The sequence below is a fragment of the Streptomyces sp. NPDC052020 genome (assembly GCF_040680575.1).
GTDB lineage: Bacteria > Actinomycetota > Actinomycetes > Streptomycetales > Streptomycetaceae > Streptomyces.
Genome location: NZ_JBFAWY010000003.1, coordinates 58,712 through 80,841 on the forward strand (window position 1 = coordinate 58,712; position 22,130 = coordinate 80,841).

15 protein-coding genes and 2 pseudogenes are annotated in these 22,130 nt (G+C 74.1%); 7 read left to right on the top strand and 10 right to left on the bottom strand.

Annotated elements, in window-relative coordinates:
* The first annotated feature begins 229 nt into the window (after window positions 1–229).
* Window positions 230–1,312 carry a LacI family DNA-binding transcriptional regulator gene (locus AB0L74_RS03575; RefSeq protein ID WP_365645164.1) on the top strand — a complete coding sequence of 361 codons (1,083 nt, stop codon included), beginning with the start codon at window positions 230–232 and terminating at the stop codon, window positions 1,310–1,312.
* A gap of 310 nt (window positions 1,313–1,622) precedes the next feature.
* Here the strand turns inward: AB0L74_RS03575 and nadE are convergent, their stop codons facing one another.
* Window positions 1,623–2,453 (bottom strand): ammonia-dependent NAD(+) synthetase, encoded by an 831-nt coding sequence (nadE, locus tag AB0L74_RS03580; protein ID WP_365645166.1) that lies wholly within the window; start codon window positions 2,451–2,453, stop codon window positions 1,623–1,625.
* Between the two features lie 259 nt (window positions 2,454–2,712).
* Between nadE and AB0L74_RS03585 the strand changes: the two genes are divergently transcribed.
* Complete coding sequence (locus AB0L74_RS03585; RefSeq protein WP_365645168.1) at window positions 2,713–3,312, top strand: dihydrofolate reductase family protein; 600 nt, start codon at window positions 2,713–2,715, stop codon at window positions 3,310–3,312.
* A 125-nt stretch (window positions 3,313–3,437) separates the two neighbouring features.
* Window positions 3,438–4,238 carry a sugar phosphate isomerase/epimerase family protein gene (locus tag AB0L74_RS03590; RefSeq protein WP_365645170.1) on the top strand — a complete coding sequence of 267 codons (801 nt, stop codon included), beginning with the start codon at window positions 3,438–3,440 and terminating at the stop codon, window positions 4,236–4,238.
* Window positions 4,239–4,307: 69 nt separating this feature from the next.
* Here AB0L74_RS03590 and AB0L74_RS03595 read toward each other — a convergent pair.
* Window positions 4,308–4,589 (bottom strand): annotated as a pseudogene (locus AB0L74_RS03595) (EamA family transporter); the annotation flags it as partial.
* On the opposite strand from AB0L74_RS03595, the pseudogene AB0L74_RS03600 reads away from it, so the two are divergent.
* Window positions 4,590–5,072: pseudogene (locus AB0L74_RS03600) on the top strand (LysR substrate-binding domain-containing protein); the annotation flags it as partial. It abuts the pseudogene before it with no gap.
* A 213-nt stretch (window positions 5,073–5,285) separates the two neighbouring features.
* On the top strand, window positions 5,286–7,127 hold the full coding sequence (locus AB0L74_RS03605; protein WP_365645172.1) for a glycoside hydrolase family 3 protein: 1,842 nt from the start codon (window positions 5,286–5,288) through the stop codon (window positions 7,125–7,127).
* Between the two features lie 181 nt (window positions 7,128–7,308).
* Here AB0L74_RS03605 and AB0L74_RS03610 read toward each other — a convergent pair whose 3' ends face one another.
* The 5 genes from AB0L74_RS03610 to AB0L74_RS03630 all read right to left on the bottom strand — a co-directional run bounded on the left by AB0L74_RS03610 (window position 7,309) and on the right by AB0L74_RS03630 (window position 15,124).
* Entirely contained in the window at window positions 7,309–8,733 is a 1,425-nt protein-coding gene (locus AB0L74_RS03610) for a S28 family serine protease (RefSeq protein ID WP_365645174.1), read from the bottom strand.
* Window positions 8,734–8,841: 108 nt separating this feature from the next.
* Window positions 8,842–9,225 carry a hypothetical protein gene (locus AB0L74_RS03615; protein WP_365645536.1) on the bottom strand — a complete coding sequence of 128 codons (384 nt, stop codon included), beginning with the start codon at window positions 9,223–9,225 and terminating at the stop codon, window positions 8,842–8,844.
* Window positions 9,226–9,363: 138 nt separating this feature from the next.
* Window positions 9,364–13,095 (bottom strand): ABC transporter ATP-binding protein, encoded by a 3,732-nt coding sequence (locus AB0L74_RS03620; protein WP_365645176.1) that lies wholly within the window; start codon window positions 13,093–13,095, stop codon window positions 9,364–9,366.
* Between the two features lie 83 nt (window positions 13,096–13,178).
* A complete protein-coding gene (locus AB0L74_RS03625) occupies window positions 13,179–14,222 on the bottom strand; it encodes an esterase-like activity of phytase family protein (RefSeq protein WP_365645178.1) in 1,044 nt (347 codons plus the stop codon).
* Window positions 14,223–14,275: 53 nt separating this feature from the next.
* Window positions 14,276–15,124, bottom strand: coding sequence for a serine hydrolase (locus AB0L74_RS03630; RefSeq protein WP_365645180.1), 849 nt, complete (start codon window positions 15,122–15,124; stop codon window positions 14,276–14,278).
* Window positions 15,125–15,701: 577 nt separating this feature from the next.
* Between AB0L74_RS03630 and AB0L74_RS03635 the strand changes: the two genes are divergently transcribed.
* The gene (locus tag AB0L74_RS03635) at window positions 15,702–16,073 is read left to right on the top strand and encodes a hypothetical protein (RefSeq protein ID WP_365645182.1); all 372 of its coding nucleotides are present in this window, start codon (window positions 15,702–15,704) and stop codon (window positions 16,071–16,073) included.
* Window positions 16,074–16,236: 163 nt separating this feature from the next.
* On the opposite strand, the gene AB0L74_RS03640 is transcribed toward AB0L74_RS03635, so the two are convergent.
* Genes AB0L74_RS03640 through AB0L74_RS03650 form a run of 3 tightly spaced genes read right to left on the bottom strand, consistent with a single transcriptional unit; the run spans window position 16,237 to window position 20,422 of the window.
* A complete protein-coding gene (locus tag AB0L74_RS03640) occupies window positions 16,237–17,922 on the bottom strand; it encodes a thiamine pyrophosphate-binding protein (RefSeq protein WP_365645184.1) in 1,686 nt (561 codons plus the stop codon).
* Complete coding sequence (speB, locus tag AB0L74_RS03645; protein WP_029385615.1) at window positions 17,919–18,899, bottom strand: agmatinase; 981 nt, start codon at window positions 18,897–18,899, stop codon at window positions 17,919–17,921. The genes AB0L74_RS03640 and speB overlap by 4 nt, the downstream gene beginning before the upstream one ends.
* Before the next feature lie 56 nt (window positions 18,900–18,955).
* Window positions 18,956–20,422, bottom strand: a complete 1,467-nt coding sequence (locus AB0L74_RS03650) for a sodium:solute symporter (protein ID WP_365645186.1) — start codon at window positions 20,420–20,422, stop codon at window positions 18,956–18,958.
* A 204-nt stretch (window positions 20,423–20,626) separates the two neighbouring features.
* Between AB0L74_RS03650 and AB0L74_RS03655 the strand changes: the two genes are divergently transcribed.
* Entirely contained in the window at window positions 20,627–22,120 is a 1,494-nt protein-coding gene (locus tag AB0L74_RS03655; RefSeq protein ID WP_365645538.1) for a helix-turn-helix domain-containing protein, read from the top strand.
* Window positions 22,121–22,130: the final 10 nt, after the last annotated feature.

Here is a 22,130-nt window from a genome sequence, read left to right on the forward strand (position 1 = left end):
CGCTGGCGTGCGGATAGGGTCTTCCGTTCGGATCAGGCGAGGAACAGGCGGGATCGGGGAGCGGGGGCGGGCACCGTGCGTCGCGAGGCGGAGGAGGGCGCCATGGCGGAGCCACGGCGACCGGTGACGACGCGGCGAGGCGCGGTGCCGCAACCGGCGGGCCCGGCATGATCCGAACGAGAGGCCCGAGGGGCCCGAGAGGCGCGACCGGAGACCGGAGGACGAGGACATGACGGTGACCCTGGCGGACGTGGCGGCCCGCGCGCAGGTCTCCCCCGCGACGGTGTCGCGCGTACTGAACGGGAACTATCCCGTGGCCGCATCCACCCGCGAGCGGGTGCTGAAGGCGGTCGACGAGCTGGACTACGTGCTCAACGGGCCGGCGAGCGCCCTGGCCGCCGCCACGTCCGACCTGGTGGGGATCCTGGTGAACGACATCGCCGACCCCTTCTTCGGCATCATGGCCGGCGCCATCCAGTCCGAGATCGGCGGGCCCGGCGGGCGGGCGGGCGGCGAGCGCCTCGCCGTCGTCTGCAACACCGGCGGCTCCCCGGAGCGTGAGCTGACCTACCTCACCCTGCTCCAGCGGCAGCGGGCGGCGGCCGTCGTGCTCACCGGCGGCGCGGTGGAGAACGAGGCCCACAAGGCCGCCGTGGCGGCGAAGCTGCGCAAGCTCGGCGACGCCGGGACCCGGGTGGTGCTGTGCGGGCGCCCGCCCGCGCCGGACACCGAGGCGATCGCGCTGACCTTCGACAACCGCGGCGGCGGGCGGGAGCTGACCGAGCATCTGATCGGGCTGGGACACCGGCGGCTCGGCTACATCGCGGGCCCCGAGGAGCGCACCACCACCCGGCACCGGCTGGAGGGCCACCGGGCCGCGCTGGCCGCGCACGGCATCGAGGACGATCCGCGCCGCACGGTCCACGGCCGCTACGACCGCCGGTCGGGCTACGAGGCGACGCTCGAACTCCTGCGCAGGGATCCCACCCTGACGGCGGTCGTCGCGGCCAACGACTCCGTCGCGCTGGGCGCCTGCGCGGCGCTGCGGGAGTCCGGGCTGCGGATTCCGCGGGACGTGTCGGTGGCCGGGTTCGACGACCTGCCGTTCAGCATCGACGCGGTGCCCGCGCTGACGACGGTACGGCTGCCGCTCGCGGAGGCGGGCGCGCGGGCCGGGCGCATCGCGATGGGGCGCGAGGAAGCGCCGCCCGGGGGGATCGCCACGGTGCGGGGGGAACTGATGGTGCGGGGGTCGACCGGGGTGCCTCGGGGGGAAGGGGAGGCCGGGCGGGGGGCGGCTGCCGGCGGGTAGGGATGATCGGATGCCGGCGGGCGGGGGCGGACGCGCCGGGCGGGGGGCGGCTGCCGGCGGGTAGGGATCGGATGCCGCCGGACGGGGGCGGATGCCGCCGGTTCGAAGTCGGCGTCCGCCGGACGACCGACGCGGCCGGTCGCCTGCGGCCGGTGCCGGGAGCAGCCGCCGCGCCAGGGCGGAACCCCGGCGCGCGGCCCCCTTCGCGGCCGGTCCTCGGGTGGGCGCGACGCCCCCGGAGACCGGTGCGAGCGACGCGGGCGGTCACCGGCGCCCGGTGCCGGGGGCGGGCGCCCGGCACCGGCGGGTCTCAGGGGCCGATGGGCAGGCGGCGCTTGTGGTCGGTGAGGCGGTAGCGGCTGACGATCTTCTCGAAGGCCCGCTCGTCGACCGGCTTGCCTTCGAGGAAGTCGTCGATGTCGTCGTAGCGGACCCCGAGCGCGTCCTCGTCGGCCTTGCCCGGGTCGAGGGTCTCCAGGTCGGCCGTCGGGGTCTTCCACACCAGCTCGGCGGGGGCTCCCAGCGCCTCCGCGACGGCGCGCACCCGCCGCTTGGTCAGGCCGGCCAGCGGCACCAGGTCGGCGGCGCCGTCGCCGAACTTGGTGAAGAAGCCGGAGACCGCCTCGGCCGCGTGGTCGGTGCCGACGACCAGGCCCTCGTGCGCGCCGGCCACCGCGTACTGGGCGATCATGCGCTGCCGGGCCTTGATGTTGCCGTGGACGAAGTCCTCGTGGCCGGTGTCGCGGAAGCTCACGCCGGCGGCCCGCACGGCCTCGAGGGCGGCGTCGCTCGCGGGCTTGATGTCCACGGTCAGCACCTGGTCGGCCCGGATGAAGGAGAGCGCGAGCTGGGCGTCGTGCTCGTCGGCCTGGACCCCGTAGGGCAGCCGCATCGCGTAGAACCGCGCCTCGTGCCCGGCGGCCCGGGCCCGCTCGACGGCGAGCTGGCACAGCCGGCCGGCCGCGGTGGAGTCGACGCCCCCGCTGATGCCGAGCACCAGGCAGCGCAGTCCGGTGGAGGTGAGCCGCTCGGCGAGGAAGGCCACCCGGCGTTCGATCTCCCGCTCCGCCTCGAAGGTCTCGGCGACCTCCAGCTCCCGGGCGATCCGCTGTTGCAGGGCTATGGACGCCGGTTCGCTCACGTCTGCTCCTTGTTCCCGTCCGCGATGAGTCTGTGCCGCTCAGCGTACCCAGCCGGTCCCCGGCGATTCCCGGGAGCCGAGGGCGTCGAGGCGGTCGGCGCCGGCACCGAGGGCCACGGCACCGACGATTTCCGTGCCGCCCGCCGGTCTTCCTGACCGCAACACCCCGAACGGCAACACCCCGAACCGGGACGTCCCGGCCGCGGCATCGCGGCCGCGACGTCCCCACCCCGAAGCAGTGAGCGAGGAAACGAGTCCCATGCGCATCGTGATCAGCGAGTTCATCAGCCTGGACGGTGTCGTGCAGGCCCCCGGCGGTCCCCAGGAGGACACCGACGGGGGGTTCGCGCACGGCGGCTGGTCGCACGCGTTCTTCGACCCGGAGGTGGTCGGCGGGGCCTTCGACGCGGCGGTGGCGGAGGCGGACGCGCTGCTGTTCGGGCGGCGGACCTGGCAGGCGATGGCGCGGGCCTGGCCCGAGCGCGCCGGGGACCCGTTCGCCGACCGGCTGAACGCCCTCCCGAAGTACGTCGTCTCCCGCACGCTCGGCGAGGACGACCTGACGTGGGACAACACCACGCTCGTCCCCGGCGACGACCCGGTCGCCCGCCTGCGCGAGCTGCGCGCCTCGGAGGGCCGCGGCCTGCTGGTCATGGGCAGCCCGACCCTGGCCCGCACGCTGCTGGGCGAGGGCCTGGCCGACGAACTGCGGCTCATCGTGATGCCGGTGCTCCTCGGCGGCGGCAAGACGATCTTCCCGGACGACGGGGCGCTGCGGGCGTTCGAGCTGGTCTCCGCGGAGCGGGCGGCCACGGGTGCGCAGGTGTGCGTCTACCGGGCCGCGTCCCCCGGCGCCTGACCCGGCACGGCACCCCGGGCCGCCCCGTGCCGCCCCTTCGGCGGGGAGCCGACGGGCGGGACGGACTGCCGTGCCTCCGCGTGACGCACGAGTGAGCGCCGGGTGAGCGGGTAGGGTCCGTCGACATGAAGCTGGCGTTCTCCACCCTCGGCGTCCCCGGCCTGCCCCTGCCCGACGTGCTGCGGCTCGCGACCGCGCACGGCTACCACGGCATCGAACTGCGCACCCACCCCGAGGAGCCGGTGCACCCCGGCCTGACCCCCGCCGAACGGTCCGACGTGGCCGCCGCGTTCAAGGCGGCGGGCGTCGAGCTCCTGGGTCTGGCGGGTTACACCCGCGTCGCGGCACCCGGCGACGACGGCCCCGTGCTCGCGGAGATCCGCACCCTGCTGGACCTGGCCCGCGACCTGGGCGCCCCCTACGTACGGGTCTTCCCCGGCGGCGCGGACGGCCAGAGCCCCGAGGAGGCCGACGCGACGGCCGCCCGGCGGCTGGGCACGGCCGCCGAGCACGCCGCCGACCGCGGCGTGCGCATCCTGCTGGAGACCCACGACTCGCACCGCACCGGCGCCGCCGCGATGCGGGTCCTCGGCCTGGTCGGCCACCGCCAGGTGGGGGCGCTGTGGGACGTGATGCACACCTGGCTCGGCGGCGAGCAGCCCTCGGAGACCTTCGCGGCCCTCTCCCCGCACCTCGGTTACGTGCAGGTCAAGGACATCGCCTCCGCCGACGACACCACCCCGCTGCCGCTCGGCGCCGGCGTCCTGCCGCTGGCCGAGTGCGTGGAGGTCCTCTCCCGGCACGGCTGGGACGGCTGGCTGTGCTGGGAGTACGAGAAGCGGTGGTACGAGGCCGCCGCGCCGCTGACCGGCCTGCTGGACGCGGGGCGGGACCACCTGGCGCGCCTCCTCAACGACTCGGCGTGAGACCGGCCGCGCCCCGGCCGTCCTGACGGCCCGCGCCCCGCCCGCTGCGCGGGCCGTCCGCCGGGAACGTCACCGGACGTATTCCTCCGCCGCCACGGGAACCGGCCGGACGGGCTTCCCGGCGCCCTCGGCGTCGCGGTCCGCGCGGCCCCGGGCCCGCCGCCGCGCCGGCACCGACGTCAGGGCCACGCCGCCCACCAGCAGCGCCGCCGCGCACCACCGCAGCGGGCTCACCGACTCGCCGAGGAACACCGCGGCCGACGTCACGCCGAAGACGGGGACCAGGAGCGAGAAGGGCGCGACCGTGGACGCCGGGTGACGGCGCAGCAGCCAGCCCCAGGCGCCGAAGCCGTCGCCCACGACTGGGACATCGCGCCGCTGCCCGCCCCGGCCGGGGTGGACCAGGCGGTCATCGGGGACGACCCGTGCGACCTGGTGGTTCCCGAGGGGCATCCCTTCGCCGGGCGCGCGGGCGTACGGCGCGCGGAGCTGGGCGGGCAGCGGTGGATCTGCCAGCCGCCCGGCCGGGTCTGCCACGGCTGGCTGGTGCGCACCCTGCGCACCGCCGGGCACGAGCCGGACATCGTCCACACGGCCGACGAGAACCCGACCCTGGTCGCCCTGGTCGCGGCCGGCCTCGGCATCGCGCTCATCCCCCGCCTGGGGCGCGGCCCGCTGCCCTCCGGGGTGGTGGAGGTGCCGCTCGACCCGATGCCCGTACGGCGGCTGTACGCGCTGTGGCGCGCGGGGGCCGCCCGGCGCCCGGCCATCGCGGAGACCGTGCGCGCGCTGCGGGAACACTGGCCCCGCGTATCGGCCCACGCGCCCCGCTGAGCGGCCTCTCCGTGTCTCCTGTGCGTTCCCTTGACTGGCAGAAACTTCCCGGATATTGGTGACCTCTCGGAAGTTTCCTTCAGCGCGACGACGTTCCCTACGGCCATACAGCGACACAGCGACACAGCGATACGCAGCGGTTCCTCAGCGATCCCCGGTGATCCCCGCGTTCTCGCGCGGGTCACGCACTCCGGAACTCCGGAAGGAGCGCACGTGCCCGACAGCAGCACGGGAAGCAGCGCACAGCCCTCCAGACGCACCCTCCTCGCCGCCACCGCCGGCGTCACCGCGGCCCTCGCGGCGGCCGGCACCGCGTCCGCCCGGGACGCCCGGCCCGTCCCCGGCGACGACGGGCTCCGCGCCCTGCTCTCCCGGATGACCCTGGAGGAGAAGGTCGGCCAGCTCTTCGTCACGCGGGTCTACGGCCACTCCGCCACCGCCCCCGACCAGGCCGACATCGACGCCAACCTCAAGGAGCTCGGCGTCCGCACCGCCGCCGAGCTGATCGCCCGGTACCGGGTCGGCGGCATCATCTACTTCGCCTGGGCCCACAACACCCGCGACCCGCACCAGATCGCCGCCCTGTCCAACGGCGTCCAGAAAGCCTCCCTGGGGCTGCCGCGCGGCCTGCCCGTGCTCGTCTCCACCGACCAGGAGCACGGCATAGTGGCCCGGGTGGGCGAACCGGCCACGCTGTTCCCGGGCGCCATGGCGGTCGGCGCGGGCGGCTCGCGCTCCGACGCGCGCACCCTGGGCCGGATCGCCGGCGCCGAGTTGCGTGCCCTGGGCATCCGGCAGGACTACGCGCCCGTGGCGGACGTGAACGTCAACCCCGCCAACCCGGTGATCGGCGTGCGCTCCTTCGGCTCCGGCCCCGAGGCGGTGGCGGCGCTGGTGGCCGCCGAGGTCACCGGCTACCAGCGCGCGGGAGTCGCGGCGTGCGCCAAGCACTTCCCCGGGCACGGCGACACCGCCGTCGACAGCCACACCGGTCTGCCGGTCATCACGCACACCCGCGCCCAGTGGGAGGAGCTGGACGCGCCGCCGTTCCGCGCCGCGATCGAGGCCGGCATCGACTCGATCATGACCGCGCACCTGATGTTCCCGGCGCTCGACGCCTCCGGTGACCCGGCCACCCTCTCCCGCCCCATCCTCACCGGCATCCTGCGCGAGGAGCTCGGCTACGACGGGGTCGTCGTCACCGACTCCCTCGGCATGGAGGGCGTGCGGACGAAGTACGGCGACGATCGGGTGCCGGTGCTGGCGCTGAAGGCGGGCGTGGACCAGCTGCTCAACCCGCCCCGCCTGGACGTGGCCTGGAACGCCGTCCTGAAGGCCGTCCAGGAGGGCGAGCTGACCGAAGCGCGCCTGGACGAATCGATTCTGCGCATTCTGCGGCTGAAGGCGAGGCTCGGGCTGTTCCGCGAGCCGTACGCCGACCCGGACGGCGTGGACCGGACGGTCGGCACCCGGAGCCACCTGGCCGCGGCCGACCGGATCGCCGAGCGGACCACCACGCTGCTGGTCAACGAGGGGAACCTGCTGCCGCTGTCCCGGCGCCGGACGCCGAGGCTGCTGGTCGTCGGCGCCGACCCCGCCTCGCCGTCCGGCACGACCGGCCCGCCCACCGCCGTGCTCGCCGGGGCGCTCACCGAACTCGGGTTCACGGCCACCGCCCTGTCCACGGGCACCTCCCCGTCCGCGTCGGCCGTCGCCCGGGCGGTGGCGGCGGCGCGGCAGGCGGACGCGGTGGTGGTCGGCACCTACAACGTCACCGCCGGCAGCGCCCAGAGGACACTGGTACGGGAGCTGCTGGCGACCGGGAAGCCGGTGGTGGCCGTGGCCGTCCGCAACCCCTACGACGTGGCCCACCTGCCCGAGGTGCCCGCCTTCCTCGCCGCCTACTCGTGGACCGACGTCGAACTGCGCGCCGCCGCACGGGTCATCGCCGGACGGGCGGCACCGCGCGGCCGGCTGCCGGTACCGGTGACGCGGGCCGGCGATCCGGCCTCGGTGCTGTATCCGGTCGGGCACGGGCTGACGTACCGGCGCTAGGCACCGGGCCCGGCCCGCCGCACCCGGCCGGCGTATCCGACACATCCGCCGCGACCGCCGTGACGTGTCTGCGGCACACGCCGGTGGCGGGCTTCACCGAGGTGGCCCGCACCGCTGAACGGGCCGCCGCGCCCGGCCGGTGGGGGCGGGAGCCCGCACCGGCCGGGCGCGCGTGCGTGGCTTACGGGCGCAGCGCCGGTTCGCGCTCCGCCGTCCGCCGGTCGAGCCGGGCGTCGAACGCGGCCAGCGGCCTGGCCGCCGACGGGTCCTGCTGGACCGCCGGGGAGGCGACGCCCGCCCACTGGAGGATGCGGGCCGTGGCGAGGGCCTTCTGCTCGGGGACCAGGCCGGCGACGTTGGCGCCGTGGTTCATGCCGGGGGCGGTGAAGACGTAGGAGTCACGCGCCCCGGGGCCGAGGCGGAACGGTTCGGCGCCCCACGGGTCGTTCCCGCCGTAGACGAACAGCATGTGGCGGGCGTTGTGCCGCACCCAGGTGTCGATGTCGCGCATCGCCGACGGCTGGAACCTCATCGGGATCGAGCGGGGCACGTAGTTGCGCGGCGGCTGGTAGCCGTAGCGGATGTACTCCTTCTCGATGTGCGGGAACCGGATCGTGGGCGCGCCCAGCTGCGTGCCCGCCTGGTAGTAGTACGGGGTGTACGTGCTGAGCCCCTGGTCGGTGTAGGCGGAGAAGCCGGAGATCGTGTCGACGGAGTCCCAGATCTCCTCGTCGCTGGCGTTCGGCGCGTCGGCCGGGATGGAGTCGCAGTCCTTCAGGGTGCTGTACTGCCAGAAGCCCCAGACGTAGTCCAGGACGACCGCCTCGTAGGCCCGGTCCAGGCTGCCGACGGTGTCGAAGGTGTAGCCGTTGTCGGCCGCGTACGCCGCGTACCTGTTCTTCAGCGGCTCGCGGCGCACCAGCGCCTCGCGCTGCACCCCGTTCAGCCGGTCGCGGCACTCCGCGGTGCCGACGGTGGCGAAGAAGCGGTCGTAGGCCGAGTCCTCCTTGTTCACCACGTCGTTGGGGGCGACGTAGGCGACCACGCCGTCCATGTCGCGCGGGTAGAACCGCTCGTAGTACGTGGCGGTCATGCCGCCCTTGGAACCGCCCGTGGAGATCCAGTTCTCGGTGTAGACCGGCTTCAGGGCCCGGTAGATGCGGTGCTGGTCACTGGCCGCCTGCCAGATGTCCAGCTTGGACCAGTCGGCCGGGTCGGGCCTGGACGGAGTGAAGAAGCGGTACTCCATGGAGACCTGGTTGCCGTCGACGATCTGGGTCGGCTCGCGGCGGCTGGGCGTGGTGGAGACGTTGTAGCCGCCGGTGTAGAAGACCGTCGGGCGGCTGACGTCCTTGTGCAGCACGGTGATGCGCTGCTGGAAGGTCCCCTTGGACGGGTGGTGGTGGTCGACCGGCTGGGTGTAGTTGAGGACGAAGAAGCGGTAGCCGGGGTACGGCTTCTCCTCGATCAGGCTCATGCCCGGTACCGCGAGCAGCCTGTCCTTGATGTCGGTGGCCTCCGGCTGAGCGGCGGTGGCCGCACCGGCCGTGCCGACGGTGCCTATGAGCACCACCAGCGCGAGCAGCCATCTGAGCGCCTTGCGCATGCACCCTCCCCTGTGAGTCAGATGTGCGCCCGGAAGCTATCGGAGCAACTCGGCCGCGCACCAGGGGAGATGGAGAAATGGAGAAAATCGCCGAGCGGGGCGGGGGGTTCAGCAGAGGATCCAGCCCGAGACGACCGCATGGCGGCCCACCCTGCCGGTCACCCACACGCACCGCTGCCCGGCGTGCACGGTGACCGGCCCGGCCCGGTAGGCGTACCGCCCCTCGTCGACGACCGGCCGGCCGCCGCGCGCCCGCAGGCCGACCGACATCTTCTGCCTGGTTCCGGGCTTCTTGGAGACGGTGACGGCGCAGACGTAACCGCCGCGCCGGTGGACGAGGACCGATCCGGTGGCGAAGGGCAGCGTACGGACCGTGCGGCCGGGGCAGTTCGCGGCCGCACGGGCGTCCTGCGGCGCCGCGAGGGTGAGCAGCCCCGACGTGGTGAGCACGGCCATGCCGAGCGCCAGCCGACGTATCGCACCTCTGCCCACCGAAGTCCCTCCCGTCACGACGGTCGTCGTACGGGTGTACGGACGCAGGTCGTATGACGGATGGTTGCACGGCCGTCACCAAGGCGCCGTAACGGGGCGGCCCGCCCGCGCCCCCGGCGGCGCGCCCCCGGCCACACGTCACCGTTTCGCGCCGACCGGCTCCTCCGGCTCGCCCGCCCCGATGAAGGTGCGCCACAGCTGCGCGTACCGCCCGCCGCGCGCCAGGAGTTCCTCGTGGGTGCCGTCCTCCACGACGCGCCCGTGGTCCATGACGACGACCCGGTCCGCGCGGGCGGCGGTGGTCAGGCGGTGGGCGACCACCAGGGTCGTACGGCGCCCCGCGAGGCGGTCGGTGGCCTGGTTGACCTGGGCCTCGGTGGCCAGGTCCAGCGCGGCGGTCGCCTCGTCGAGGAGCAGGACGTCGGGGTCGACCAGTTCGGCGCGGGCCAGCGCGATCAGCTGGCGCTGCCCGGCGGAGAGGTTCCGGCCGCGTTCGGCGACCTCGTGGAGGTAGCCGCCCTCCAGCGTGGCGATCATCTCGTGGGCGCCGACCGCGCGGGCGGCGGCCTCCACCTCGGCGTCGGTGGCGTCGGGGCGGCCGTAGGCGATGGCGTCGCGCACGGTGCCCGGGAAGAGGTACGCCTCCTGCGGGACGACGCCCAGGCGGTGCCGGTAGGAGGTCAGGTCGAGCTCGCGCAGATCGGTGCCGTCGACGGTGACCCGGCCCTCGGTGGGGTCGTAGAAGCGGGCCACCAGCTTCACCAGGGTCGACTTGCCGGCGCCGGTCTCGCCGACGAACGCGACCGTCTGCCCGGCCGGGACGCGCAGGTCGATGCCGCCGAGCGCCTCGTCCTCGCCGCCGTAGCGGAAGCGCACGCCCTCGAAGGCGATCTCGCCCCGCAGGGAGCCAACCGGCCGGGCCCGCTCGGCCGCCCGGGTGGAGGTGGGCTCCCGCAGCAGTTCCTGGATGCGGCCCAGGGAGACGGACGCCTGCTGGTAGCCGTCGAAGACCTGGGAGAGCTGCTGCACGGGCGCGAAGAACAGGTCGATGTAGAGCAGGTACGCCACCAGCGCGCCCGTCGTGAGCGTGCCGTCGTCGACCCGGGCGCCGCCCACGACCAGCACGGCGGCGGCCGCGGCCGACGACAGGAACTGCACGAAGGGGAAGTACACGGAGATCAGCCACTGGCCCCGGATCCGGGCCCGGCGGTAGCTGTCGCTGCGCTCGGCGAACCGCCGCCCGCCGTCCCGCTCGCGGCGGAACGCCTGCACGATCCGCAGGCCCGACACCGACTCCTGGAGGTCGGCGTTGACGGTGGACACGCGTTCCCGCGCGAGCTCGTACGCCTTCACGCTCGCCCGGCGGAAGAAGTAGGTGGCGAGGATCAGCGGCGGCAGCGTCGCGAAGACGACCAGGGCGAGCTGCACGTCGAGGACGAGCAGGGCGACCATGATGCCGAAGAAGGTGACGACCGACACGAACGCGGTGACCAGCCCGGTCTGGAGGAAGGTCGACAACGCGTCGACGTCCGTGGTCATCCGCGTCATGATCCGCCCGGTCAGCTCCCGCTCGTAGTAGTCGAGCCCGAGCCGCTGGAGCTGCGCGAAGATCTTCAGCCGCAGCGCGTACAGGATCCGCTCGCCGGTCCGTCCGGTCATCCGGATCTCCCCGCTCTGCGCCGCCCACTGGGCGAGCACGGAGACCAGCGCCAGCAGCGACGCCGCCCAGACCGCGCCGAGCGCGAGCCGGGTGACGCCGTCGTCGATGCCGTGCCGGATCAGCACGGGCAGCAGCAGGCCCATCCCCGCGTCGACGGCGACCAGGCCCAGGCTCACCAGCAGCGGCAGCCCGAAGCCGCGCAGCAGGCGGCGCAGGCCGTACGACTCCTCCGGGCGCACGGCGCGCGCCTCGTCGACGTCCGGGGTGTCGGTGGCCGGCGGCAGCGCCTCCACCTGGGCGAGCAGCTCGGGGGTGGCCGGGCTGCCCGCGCGGGCCGCGTCGCGGGGCTCCCGCTCCCCCGCCCAGAGCCGGGGTGTGATGCCGCGCTCGGCGTCGTACTCGGCGTCCAGCTCCTCCCTCACCGAGGTGTCCTCGTGCGGTGCGGCGGGCTGGGCGTGCCCCGGCGAGACGCCGCCCAGCTCGTCGGGGTCGGTGAGCAGGCGCCGGTACAGGGCGCAGCGCTCCTGGAGCTCCTCGTGGGTGCCGATGTCGGCGAGGCGGCCGGCGTCGAGGACGGCGATGCGGTCGGCGAGGTTCAGGGTGGAGCGGCGATGGGCGATCAGCAGGGTCGTCCGGCCCCGCATGACCTCCTTCAGCGCCTCGTGGATCTCGTGCTCGACGCGGGCGTCGACGGCGGAGGTGGCGTCGTCCAGGACCAGCAGCCGGGGGTCGGCGAGGATCGCGCGGGCCAGGGCGATGCGCTGGCGCTGGCCACCGGAGAGGGTCAGGCCGTGCTCGCCGACGGTGGTGTCGTAGCCGTCGGGCAGCTCGGCGATGAACCGGTCGGCCTGCGCGGCCCGCGCGGCGGCCCGGATCTGCTCGTCGGTGGCGCCGGGACGGCCGTAGGCGATGTTGTCGCGGACGGTGTCGGAGAAGAGGAACGAGTCCTCGGGCACCAGCCCGATGGCGGCCCGCAGCGAGTCCAGGGTCAGTTCGCGCACGTCGTGGCCGCCGACGAGGACGGCGCCGCGCGTGGCGTCGTAGAAGCGCGGCAGCAGCAGGGAGACGGTGGACTTGCCGGAGCCGGAGGCGCCGACGACGGCGAGGGTCTCGCCGGGGCGGATCTCGAAGGAGAGCCCGTCGAGGACGGGGCCGGCCGTCCCGGAGGCGGTGTCGTAGCCGAACGACACGTCGTCGAACTCGACGGTGGCCGGAGCGTCCGCGGGCAGCTCCTTCGTGCCGTCCCGCATCGCCGGCTCGGTGTCGATCAGCTCCAGGACGCGTTCGGTGCCCGCGCGGGCCTGCTGGCCGACGGTGAGGACCATGGCGAGCATGCGGACCGGGCCGACGAGCTGGGCGAGGTAGGTGGAGAAGGCGACGAACGTGCCGAGCGTGATGTGCCCGCGCACCGCGAGCCAGCCGCCGAGCGCCAGCATGGCGACCTGCCCGAGGGCGGGTACGGCCTGGAGGGCGGGGGTGTAGCGGGCATTGAGCCGGATGGTCCGCAGCCGCCCGGCGAACAGCCGCCGCCCGGCCTCCCGCAGCTTCCCGGTCTCCTGCTCCTCCTGCCCGAAGCCCTTCACCACCCGTACGCCGCCGACGGCGCCGTCGACCACGCCGGCCACGGCGGCGGCCTGCGCCTGGGCGTACCAGGTGGCGGGGTGGAGCCGGGTGCGGCTGCGCTTGGCGATCCACCACAGCGCGGGCGCCACCGCGAGGGCGACCAGGGTGAGCGGCGGCGACAGCCACGCCATGATCCCCAGGGAGATCAGGAACAGCAGGACGTTCCCGATGGTCATGGGGAGCATGAACAGCAGGCTCTGGATGAGCTGGAGGTCGCTGGTGGCCCGTCCCACGACCTGGCCGGTGGACAGCTCGTCCTGGCGCCGCCCGTCCAGCCGCATGATGGTCGCGTACATCTCGGTCCGCAGGTCGTGCTGGACGTCGAGGGCGAGCCGGCCGCCGTAGTAGCGGCGGATGTAGGTGAGGACGTAGACGGCGAGCGCGGCGACGACGAGGAGCCCGGCCCAGGTGGCCATGGACCTGGAGTGGTCGCCGATCACGTCGTCGATGATCACCTTGGTGATCAGCGGGACCAGCGCCATGACGGCCATGCCCGCCAGGGAGGAGCCGAGGGCGAGGACGACGTCCCTCGGGTGGCGCCAGGCGTACTCCGCCAGCCGTCGCGCCCAGCCCTGCTGCGTTGTCACGCGGGTGCCCTCCGTTCGTCCTGTTCTGCCGGAAGGCACCAACGCGGGCGGAAGGGGATTTCATCCCTCCGCAACAATCGGGCTCAGACCCGCACCCGGAGGCGGTAGAACCGGGTCGTCTGCGTGTCGCCCTGGTTGTCGTCGCTGACCAGCGCCACGTCGAGGCGGCCCTGGGTCCGGCCGGTGACGGCCATGCCCTCGATGTTGTCGAGCAGCGGGTTGGGCTGGGGCTGCTTGGCGGTGGCGCCGAGGGAGGGGCAGGCGGCGAGGTCGGCGAGGAGCGTCTTGCGGACCGTCCGTAGGCCGTCCTGACCGGTCAGGTGGTCGATCCGGGCCGTGTCCGTGGCGTACCGGAGGTCGGCGAGGTAGAGGCGGACGGTGTTGCCGGCGCCGGCGGTGAAGCCGCGCTCCAGGACGAGGAGCCGGCCGTCGGGGGTGGCGGTGATCTCCGGGACGCCGAGGCCGGGGTCGGCGCGGTAGGCGTACTGCGCCGCGAGCCGGAACCTCCCGCCGGGGGTTCGCTGCCAGGTCTGCATACGGACCAGACCGGCGCCGTCACCGGCCAGCGCGTACTCCATCGACGCGACCAGCGTCCGGCCGCCGGGCAGCAGGGTCAGCCCCTCGAAGGTCCCGTTGCGCTGGGCACGCCCGGCCGGGGCGACGCGCAGGGCGTCCGGCACCGGCAGCCGGTCGAGGATCCGCCCGGCACCGGAATACCGGCGCACGGAGGGCTCGGTCTCGGAGGAGACCAGGTACGTGCCGCCGCCGTCGGCCACCAGGCCCTCGGCGTCGAGGGCGGCGCCGCTCTCGTCGGCGAGCGGCAGGACGCCCACCGGACGCAGGGTCCGCGCGTCCAGGCGGAACAGGGCCGAGCGGTCGGAGAGGGCGGCGAGGGTGCCGTGGCGGCCCGGGGCGAGGGCGGAGAGGTTGCCGACGAAGGTGCCCTCGTACGTCGTCTTGTCGAGGACGTCGGAGAAGCCGGTGAGGGAGACCGACGGCGAACAGGCGTGCGCCGGGCGGGGGGTCTTGGGGGCGGCCGGGGCCGGGGCGGCGGCGGTGAGGCAGCCGGCCGCCGCCAGGGCGGCCGTCGCGGTGGCGAGTGCGGTGCGTACGGTTCTCGGGCGCATGGGCGTCACCGTAGGGCCGGCCGGTGACGCCCGGTGGTCCGCGCCGTGAAGGATCAGCTCGCCGCCAGATCCCGGTGGACGGCCTTCGCGACGGCCTGGATCGTGGTGATGCCGTAGTTCATGGTGCCGTTGCCGTGGGTGAGCACCGTCAGCGTGTAGTCGTGGCCGCCGCCCTTGAAGGCGCCGACGCTGTGCACGCGCCAGCCGTGCGTGGAGCGCTGGAGCCAGCCGTTCTTGACGTGCACGGCGGTCCCCGCGGGCGCCCCGTACGGCGTTCCCCACCGCTGCGAGGCGACGACCTGGCCCATCAGCTTCAGGGTGTAGGCGCGGGAGTTGTCGCTGAGGACGGTGTTCTTCGCGGTGAGGAGGGCGAGGAGCTTCTGCTCGTCGGCGGCGGTGATCTGCGTCAGCCCCCAGTAGCCGTTGGCGCCGGGCTTGGTCTGCGTCATCTTCGCGGCGGTGAGGAAGCCCCGGATCTTCGTCATGCCGAGCTGCCTCCACAGGGTGGAGGTGGCCGCGTTGTCCGACTTCGTGATCATGGCCTTGGCGAGGGAGTTCTCGCGGTCGGTGAGATAGCGGCCGTGCTTCTTCGCGTCCCAGAGCAGCGTGGCGAGGACGGTGACCTTGACGACGCTGGCGGAGTCGTACGCGGTGCCGGCTCTGAGCGTGCAGGTGGTCTTCGTGGTGCGGTCGCGGAGGCCGACCGCGACGGTTCCCTTGCGGCCGGAGAGGGCCGCGGTGATGTCCTTCTTCAGCTTGGCGGCCAGGCCCGCCTTGGCGGACGTGCAGGTGACGGCCGGCGCGGCGGCGGTGGCGGTGCCCGCGGCCAGGACGGGTATGAGCAGTCCGGCGGCGAGCCCGGCGCCCGTCGCCAGGGCGCGGTGGGACGTACGGCGAGTCATGGAGGTTCCCCATCCCCTCGGTGGCGAGCACGCCCCTCGCGCGCTCGCTTGTTCGACTCGCCACTGGGGCGCCGAGTTGTACGGGGCGGAGCGGCGGAACTCGGCCGGCGGCAGGGGACGGCTCAGGGCGCACTCACCCGCGGCGGTGACCTCGGCCACCGAACAGTCCACCGAGCTTGATACGGACAAAGTGTGACCGGTTTGCACGTTGTTCGCCCTGCTCTAACCGGCAAGAATCCTGGAAACGATCGACGCGTCCGTCATTCCGGTACTTGTCATGTTTTACGGGTCCGCCAAGAGGCTGAGCGCGTGGATCTCTCACGCGCTCAGACGCGAACGGGATTGGTCGTGGGCACGTCGGGGGCCTGCCCGGCCGCGTCAACTCACCGTCCAGGCGCGGCACAAGCCTTCGTCACGGTGAAGCCCTCGATCGCGCCAGGGGCTCCGGCAGGGGGTCGGAGCCGGTACGGGAAACGCCGTCTGAACCGCACAACGGGGAGGGATCATGAAAGAGAAGCACACCGTGAGTTCGCCGGGCAGCGGCCGGCGCGCCACGGGCAGGTCGGGAAAGCGGAGGGTGGGAACGCTGCTTGCCGCCACGGCACTGGCCTTCGGCTCTCTGCTCCTCGGCGCGGGGGCGGCGCAGGCGGAGCCTCCGGTGGGCTCCCCCTGTCTGGCGATCACCGGTGCCACCGTCTGCTTCGAGACGTCGGGAGACGACTTCCACGTGGCCGACACCGCCACGGACGGCGCCTCGGCCAGGGCGAACTGGTGGGTCAACTACGAGCGCGACACTCCGCACTGCACCAACAGCAACGGGGCGAACACCTGGCACGAGTGCCGCTACGACATGCGCGAGGGCTATCAGGTGTGCTGGCGGCCGGAGGTCTACGACGGCAGCGAGGGGCGCCTCATCCGGTACGGCACCCACCGCTGCGTCGAGATCTAGTACCGCGGCAGGGGCGGAGGGCGCCCGCCCGGACCCCGGGGACGCCCGTCCCGAGCGACGACGAGTCACGGCCGGGAACGCGCACGGCCGTGGTCTCGCGCCCGCCGGTGCCCCCGCCCACCGCGGCGGGGGCACCGGCACGGCACCCCCGTGGCGCGCCGCCTCAGCCGAGGTGCGTCGGCGCGAACATCCGCAGCACCGCCGGGAGGACGACCACCGACGGCCCCGGCGCGGCCAGCGCCTTCGCCAGGTCGGCCTCCAGGGTCTCGGGGGACGTGCGCACGCCCGGCACCCCGAAGGACTCCGCCAGGGCCACGAAGTCCGGGCGGGTCAGTTCCGTCGCCGTGGCCTGGCCGAAGGCGTCCGTCATGTACTCGCGCAGGATGCCGTAGCCGCCGTCGTCGACGATGAGCCAGGTGACGTTCAGGCCGTACTGGCGGGCGGTCGCCAGCTCCGCTACGGAGTACAGGGCCCCGCCGTCCCCCGACACCGCCAGGACCGGGCGGGTCGGGTCCGCCGCCGCCGCGCCGAGGGCGGCCGGGAAGCCGTAACCCAGGCCGCCGGCGCCCTGCGCCGAGTGCATGGTGTTGGGGGACTTGGCGTCGAACGCCGACCAGGCCCAGTAGGCGAGGATCGTCATGTCCCAGAAGGAGGGCGCGTCCGCGGGCAGGGCCTTGCGGACCGAGGCGAGCACCCGCTGCTCCAGCCCCAGGTCCTGGGCGGCGAGGCGGGCGCGGACCCGGGCCAGCAGGTCGCGGACCCGCTCGGGCGCCGTGGGGTCCTCGCGCTCCTCGACCGTCTCCAGCAGGGCCTGGAGCGCCAGGCGGGCGTCGGCGTGGATGCCGAGGGCCGGGTGGTTGGACTCCAGTTTGCCGAGGTCCGCCTCGATCTGGACGACCCGGCCGCGCGGCTGGAAGGTGTGGTAGTTGGAGGAGAGTTCGCCCAGGCCCGAGCCGACGACCAGCAGGACGTCCGCGTCCTCCAGGAAGTCGGTGGTGTGGCGGTCCTCCAGCCAGGACTGGAGGGAGAGCGGGTGCTCCCAGGGGAAGGCGCCCTTGCCGCCGAAGGTGGTCACCACGGGGGCCGACAGCCGCTCCGCCAGCAGCCGCAGCTTGCCGGAGGCGTCCGCGCGGACCACTCCCCCGCCGGCGATGATCGCCGGGCGAGCGGCCCGGGAGAGGAGGTCGGCGGCCACCGCCGTCAGCTCCGGGCGCGGGACCAGCTCCTCGGGGGTCGCGTCGACGCCGGTCACCACCGGCAGCGAGGCGGGCGCCAGCAGGACGTCCTGCGGGATCTCCACCCACACCGGGCCGTGCGGGGCGGTCAGCGCCGACTTCCAGGCCGCGGCGATCGCGGAGGGGATCTGGGACTGGGCGCGGACCGGGTGGACGGACTTCACCACGCCGCGGAAGGAGGCCGCCTGGTCGGGGAGTTCGTGCAGATAGCCGTGGCGGCCTCCGCCGAGGCCGGCCGTCGGGACCTGGCTGCCGATCGCCAGTACGGGGGCGGAGGCCGCCGCCGCCTCCTGGAGCGCGGCCAGGGACGTCAGCGCGCCGGGGCCCGTGGACAGCAGCAGCGGGGCCGCCTCGCCGGTGATCCGGCCGTAGGCGTCGGCGGCGAAGCCCGCGTTGTTCTCCACGCGCAGGCCCACATAGCGCAGATCCGAGCGGCGCAGGGCGTCGAACATGCCGAGGGCGTGCTGGCCGGGCAGGCCGAAGACGGTCGTCGCGCCGAGCCCGGCCAGGGTCTCCACGACCAGGTCTCCGCCGTTGCGGCCGGGAGGAGGATTCAGCGCGGCCTCCGTCTGGGCGGGCGTGGGACGCAGCACCAGGTCGTGGTCGTGGGTCACTTGCCCTCGTTCTCCTCACGGGCCGCCGCGATCTGGCGGGACATGATGGTGGTCAGTTCGTACGCGGTGTGGGAGGCCGCCACCGACGTGATCTCCGCGTGGTCGTACGCGGGGGCCACCTCGACGACGTCCGCCGACACCAGGTTGCAGGATGCCAGGCCGCGCAGGATCTCCAGCAGCTCGCGGGAGGTCATGCCGCCCGCCTCCGGGGTGCCGGTGCCGGGCGCGTGCGCCGGGTCCAGGCAGTCGATGTCGATGGAGATGTACAGCGGGCGGTCGCCGATGCGCTGGCGGAGCTGGTCGGCGACCTCGTCGGCGCCGCGGCGGTAGACGTCCGCGGAGGTGACGATGCCGAAGCCCATCTTCTCGTCGTCGGTGAGGTCCTGCTTGCCGTACAGGGGGCCGCGGGTGCCGACGTGGGAGAGCGCCTCGGTGTCGAGGATGCCCTCCTCCACCGCGCGGCGGAACGGCGTGCCGTGCGTGTACTCGGCGCCGAAGTAGGTGTCCCAGGTGTCCAGGTGGGCGTCGAAGTGGAGCAGGGCGACCGGGCCGTGCTTCTTGGCCACCGAGCGCAGCAGCGGCAGGGCGATGGTGTGGTCGCCGCCCAGGGTCATCAGGCGGGCGCCGGTGCCGAGCAGGTCGTCGGCGGCGGCCTCGATCGTCTCGACGGCCTCGTTGATGTTGAAGGGGTTGACGGCTATGTCGCCGCCGTCCGCGACCTGCGCGAGGGCGAACGGGGAGGCGTCCTGCGCCGGGTTGTAGGGGCGCAGCAGGCGGGACGCCTCGCGGATGGCGTTGCCGCCGAAGCGGGCGCCGGGCCGGTAGGAGACGCCCGAGTCGAACGGCACGCCTACCACGGCGACGTCGGCGGTGCCGACCTCGTCCAGGCGGGGCAGCCGGGCGAAGGTCGCGGGGCCGGCGTACCGCGGGACGCGCGAGGAGTCGACGGGGCCGCGGGGCGTCTCGTTGCTGCTCATGAACTGCCTTCCTTCGTACGCTTCGTCGCGTATGTACTACTTGTTATGACCCGACTCTACTGGTGGGCCGGGGCCGGTTCGGGCGCGGTGTCGGGAGCCCGCCCGGCGAGCCGTTCGCGCCAGGCGGCGAGGACGGTCTCGTCGGTGGGCCTCGTCGCCAGGGAGACGGCGACGTAGGCGGCGAGGGAGGCCAGCAGGCCGTAGTAGACGGGCTCGTTGGCGAGGATGCCGTAGCCGGCCATCAGGCCGATGACGGCGAGGCCGCCGACCGCGACGGCGGCGAGCGCGCCCTGCGCGGTGCCGCGCTTCCACAGCAGGCCGCCGAGGATCGGGACGAGAAGGCCGCCGACGAGCAGGTTGTAGGCGACGGTGAGGGCCTCGACGACGTCGTTGAGCACGATGGCGGCGCAGATCACCGCCACGCCCATGATGAGGATGAAGGCGCGGTTGCCCTTGACCTCGTCGTGCGCCTCCCCTTGCGCCGACGGCTTCACCGCGCCCCGCAGCCGGGACCAGATGTCGTTGTTGGCGACGGTGGCGCAGGCGATGAGGGCGCCGGAGGAGGTCGACATGACGGCGGCCAGGGCGGCGGCCAGGACCAGTCCGCGCACGCCGATGGGGAGTTCGTCCTTGACGATGGTGGCGAAGGCGTCGTCGGGGCTGCCCAGCTTGGGGTAGATCACCTTGGCGGCCGTGCCGATGATCGCGCCGGCGACGGCGTAGGCGAGGCAGTAGGTGCCGGCGACGGTGCCGCCCCACTTGGCGGTCTTGTCGTTGCGCGCGGTGAAGACGCGCTGCCAGATGTCCTGCCCGATGAGCATGCCGAAGGTGTAGATCAGCACATAGGTGAAGATCGTCTCGCCGCCGACGCCCAGCGGGTCGAAGTAGGAGGTGGGCAGCTGGGCCCGCATCTCGCCGAAGCCGCCGGCCTTGACGACGGCGATGGGCAGCAGCAGGAGCAGCACGCCGATGGTCTTCACCACGAACTGCACCATGTCGGTGAGGGTGATGGACCACATGCCGCCGAGCGTGGAGTAGGCGACGACGATGGAGCCGCCGAGGACGATCGCGAGGGTGCGGTTGACGTCGAACAGGACGTCGAAGATCGTGGCGTAGGCGATGGTCGAGGTGACGGCCAGCATCAGCGTGTACGCCCACATCACGACACCCGAGATGACGCCGGCCCTGCCGCCGTATCTCAGGTCCAGCATCTCGGAGACCGTGTAGACCTTCAGCCGGGCGATGCGCGCGGAGAAGAAGACGGACAGGGCGAGGATGCCGAGGCCGATGGTGACGACCATCCAGGCACCGGACAGGCCGTACTGGTAGCCGAGGCCCACGCCGCCGATGGTGGACGCGCCGCCGAGGACGATCGCCGCCATGGTGCCGGAGTACATGGCGGGCCCCAGGCGCCGTCCGGCGACCAGGAACTCGCTCTTGGACTTGGCGCGGCGCATGCCCCACCAGCCCATGGCCAGCATGCCGGCCAGATAGACGACGATCACGATGTAGTCGACGGCCATGTGGGGCCCTCCTTCGCGCACTCTCGGTGGCGTGTCGTGCTGATGGGAGTCGTCCGGTGGCGCGTCGCGGGGACATCCGCCCGTACCCGCGGCTTCCGGTCTGGATTGACCCTAGGTGGCCGAAAAGCAACTGCGAAGTGTACGTTTCCTCCATTCACAGGACGGGGAATGGAGGAAACGTCCATGACACCCACGGCGTCCACGATGCCGGAGCCGGCGGTTCCGCCCACCCCCCTGGTGCCCCTCGCGGCCCTGCTGTCCCGCGAGGACCTCGCCCTGCGCCAGCTCGCCGGGCCCGCGGGGCCCGAGGTGACCATCCGCTGGGCGCAGACCTCGGAGATGTCCGACCCGTACCCGTACCTGCTCGGCGGCGAGCTGCTGCTGACCGCGGGCGTCCACATTCCCGGGGCGGCGGACTCCCGCCCGGGCGCGGCCGGGAGCCTGGAGGCGTACTTCGACGGTTACGTCTCCCGGATCGTGGCGGCGGGCGGCGCGGCGCTCGGCTTCGGCGTGGCGCCCGTGCACGACACCGTGCCGCGCGCGCTGGCCGCGGCCTGCGAGGCGTACGCGCTGCCGCTGCTGGAGGTGCCGCCGCGGACGACGTTCTCGGCGGTGGCCCGCGCGGTGTGGCAGCTGATGGCGCAGGCGCGGCTGGCCGAACTGCGCCGGGTCTCGGAGGCCCAGCAGAGCCTGGCCGCCGCGGCCTCCCGCCCCGACCCGGTGCCGTCGGTGCTGCGCCGGCTCGCCGCCCGCCTCGGCGGCTGGGCCGCGCTGTACGGACCGGAGGGCACCGAGATCGCGGCGGCGGGCCGCGAGCCGGACGCCGGGGCCCGCCAGGCGCTGGCCGGGCTCGCCCGGGTCGTCACCCGCGGCTCCTCGACCACCGCCAGCGACGCCGTCCCCGGCACCCATCTGTCCGCCTACGCCCTCGGCACCGGGCAGGGCTTCGTGCTCGGCGCCGCCGCCCCGCACCGGGAGCCGGGCGACCACACCATCGCCTCGGTCGCCGCCGTGCTGCTCTCCCTGCTCACCGGCGAGCACCAGAGCGGTACCGGCGCGGCCCGCTCCGCGGCGCTGGTCCGGCTGCTGCTGGGCGCCGCGCCGCAGGAGGTCGCGCCGCTGCTCGGCGAGGACCGGTGGTACGTGGTGCACGCGGCGCCCGACCGGGGCGCCCCCGACCCGGTGGCCGCCTCGGCGCTGGGCGCCGCGCTCGGCTCGCCCCTGGTCGACCCGGACCGGGACGTCGTACGGGTGCTCGTGCCGGCCGACCGGGAACCGGCGGCGCAGTCCGGCTGGACCCTGGGCGTCAGCGCCCCGGCCGGCGCTCCCGGCTGGCCGGCCGCCGACGCCCAGGCGGCCCGCGCGCTGGCCCGCGCCCGCGCCACCCGCGTGCCGCTGGTCCGCCACGGCACCCGGCGCGCCTTCACCGACCTGGTCCCCGCCGACGAGGCCGAGGCGCACGCCCGTACCCTGCTCGGCCCCCTCGGGGCGAACCCCGCCCTGACCGAGACCCTGCGCACCTGGCTGTCCCTGCACGGCAGCTGGGACCGCACGGCGGTCGCCCTGTCCGTGCACCGCAACACGGTCCGGCAGCGCGTCGCCCGCTGCGCGGCGCTGCTCGGCGCCGACCTGGACGACCCGGACGTACGGATGGAGCTGTGGTTCGCGCTGCGGCGGGAGTGGTCCGGGGGGACGTGAGGCGCGTCCC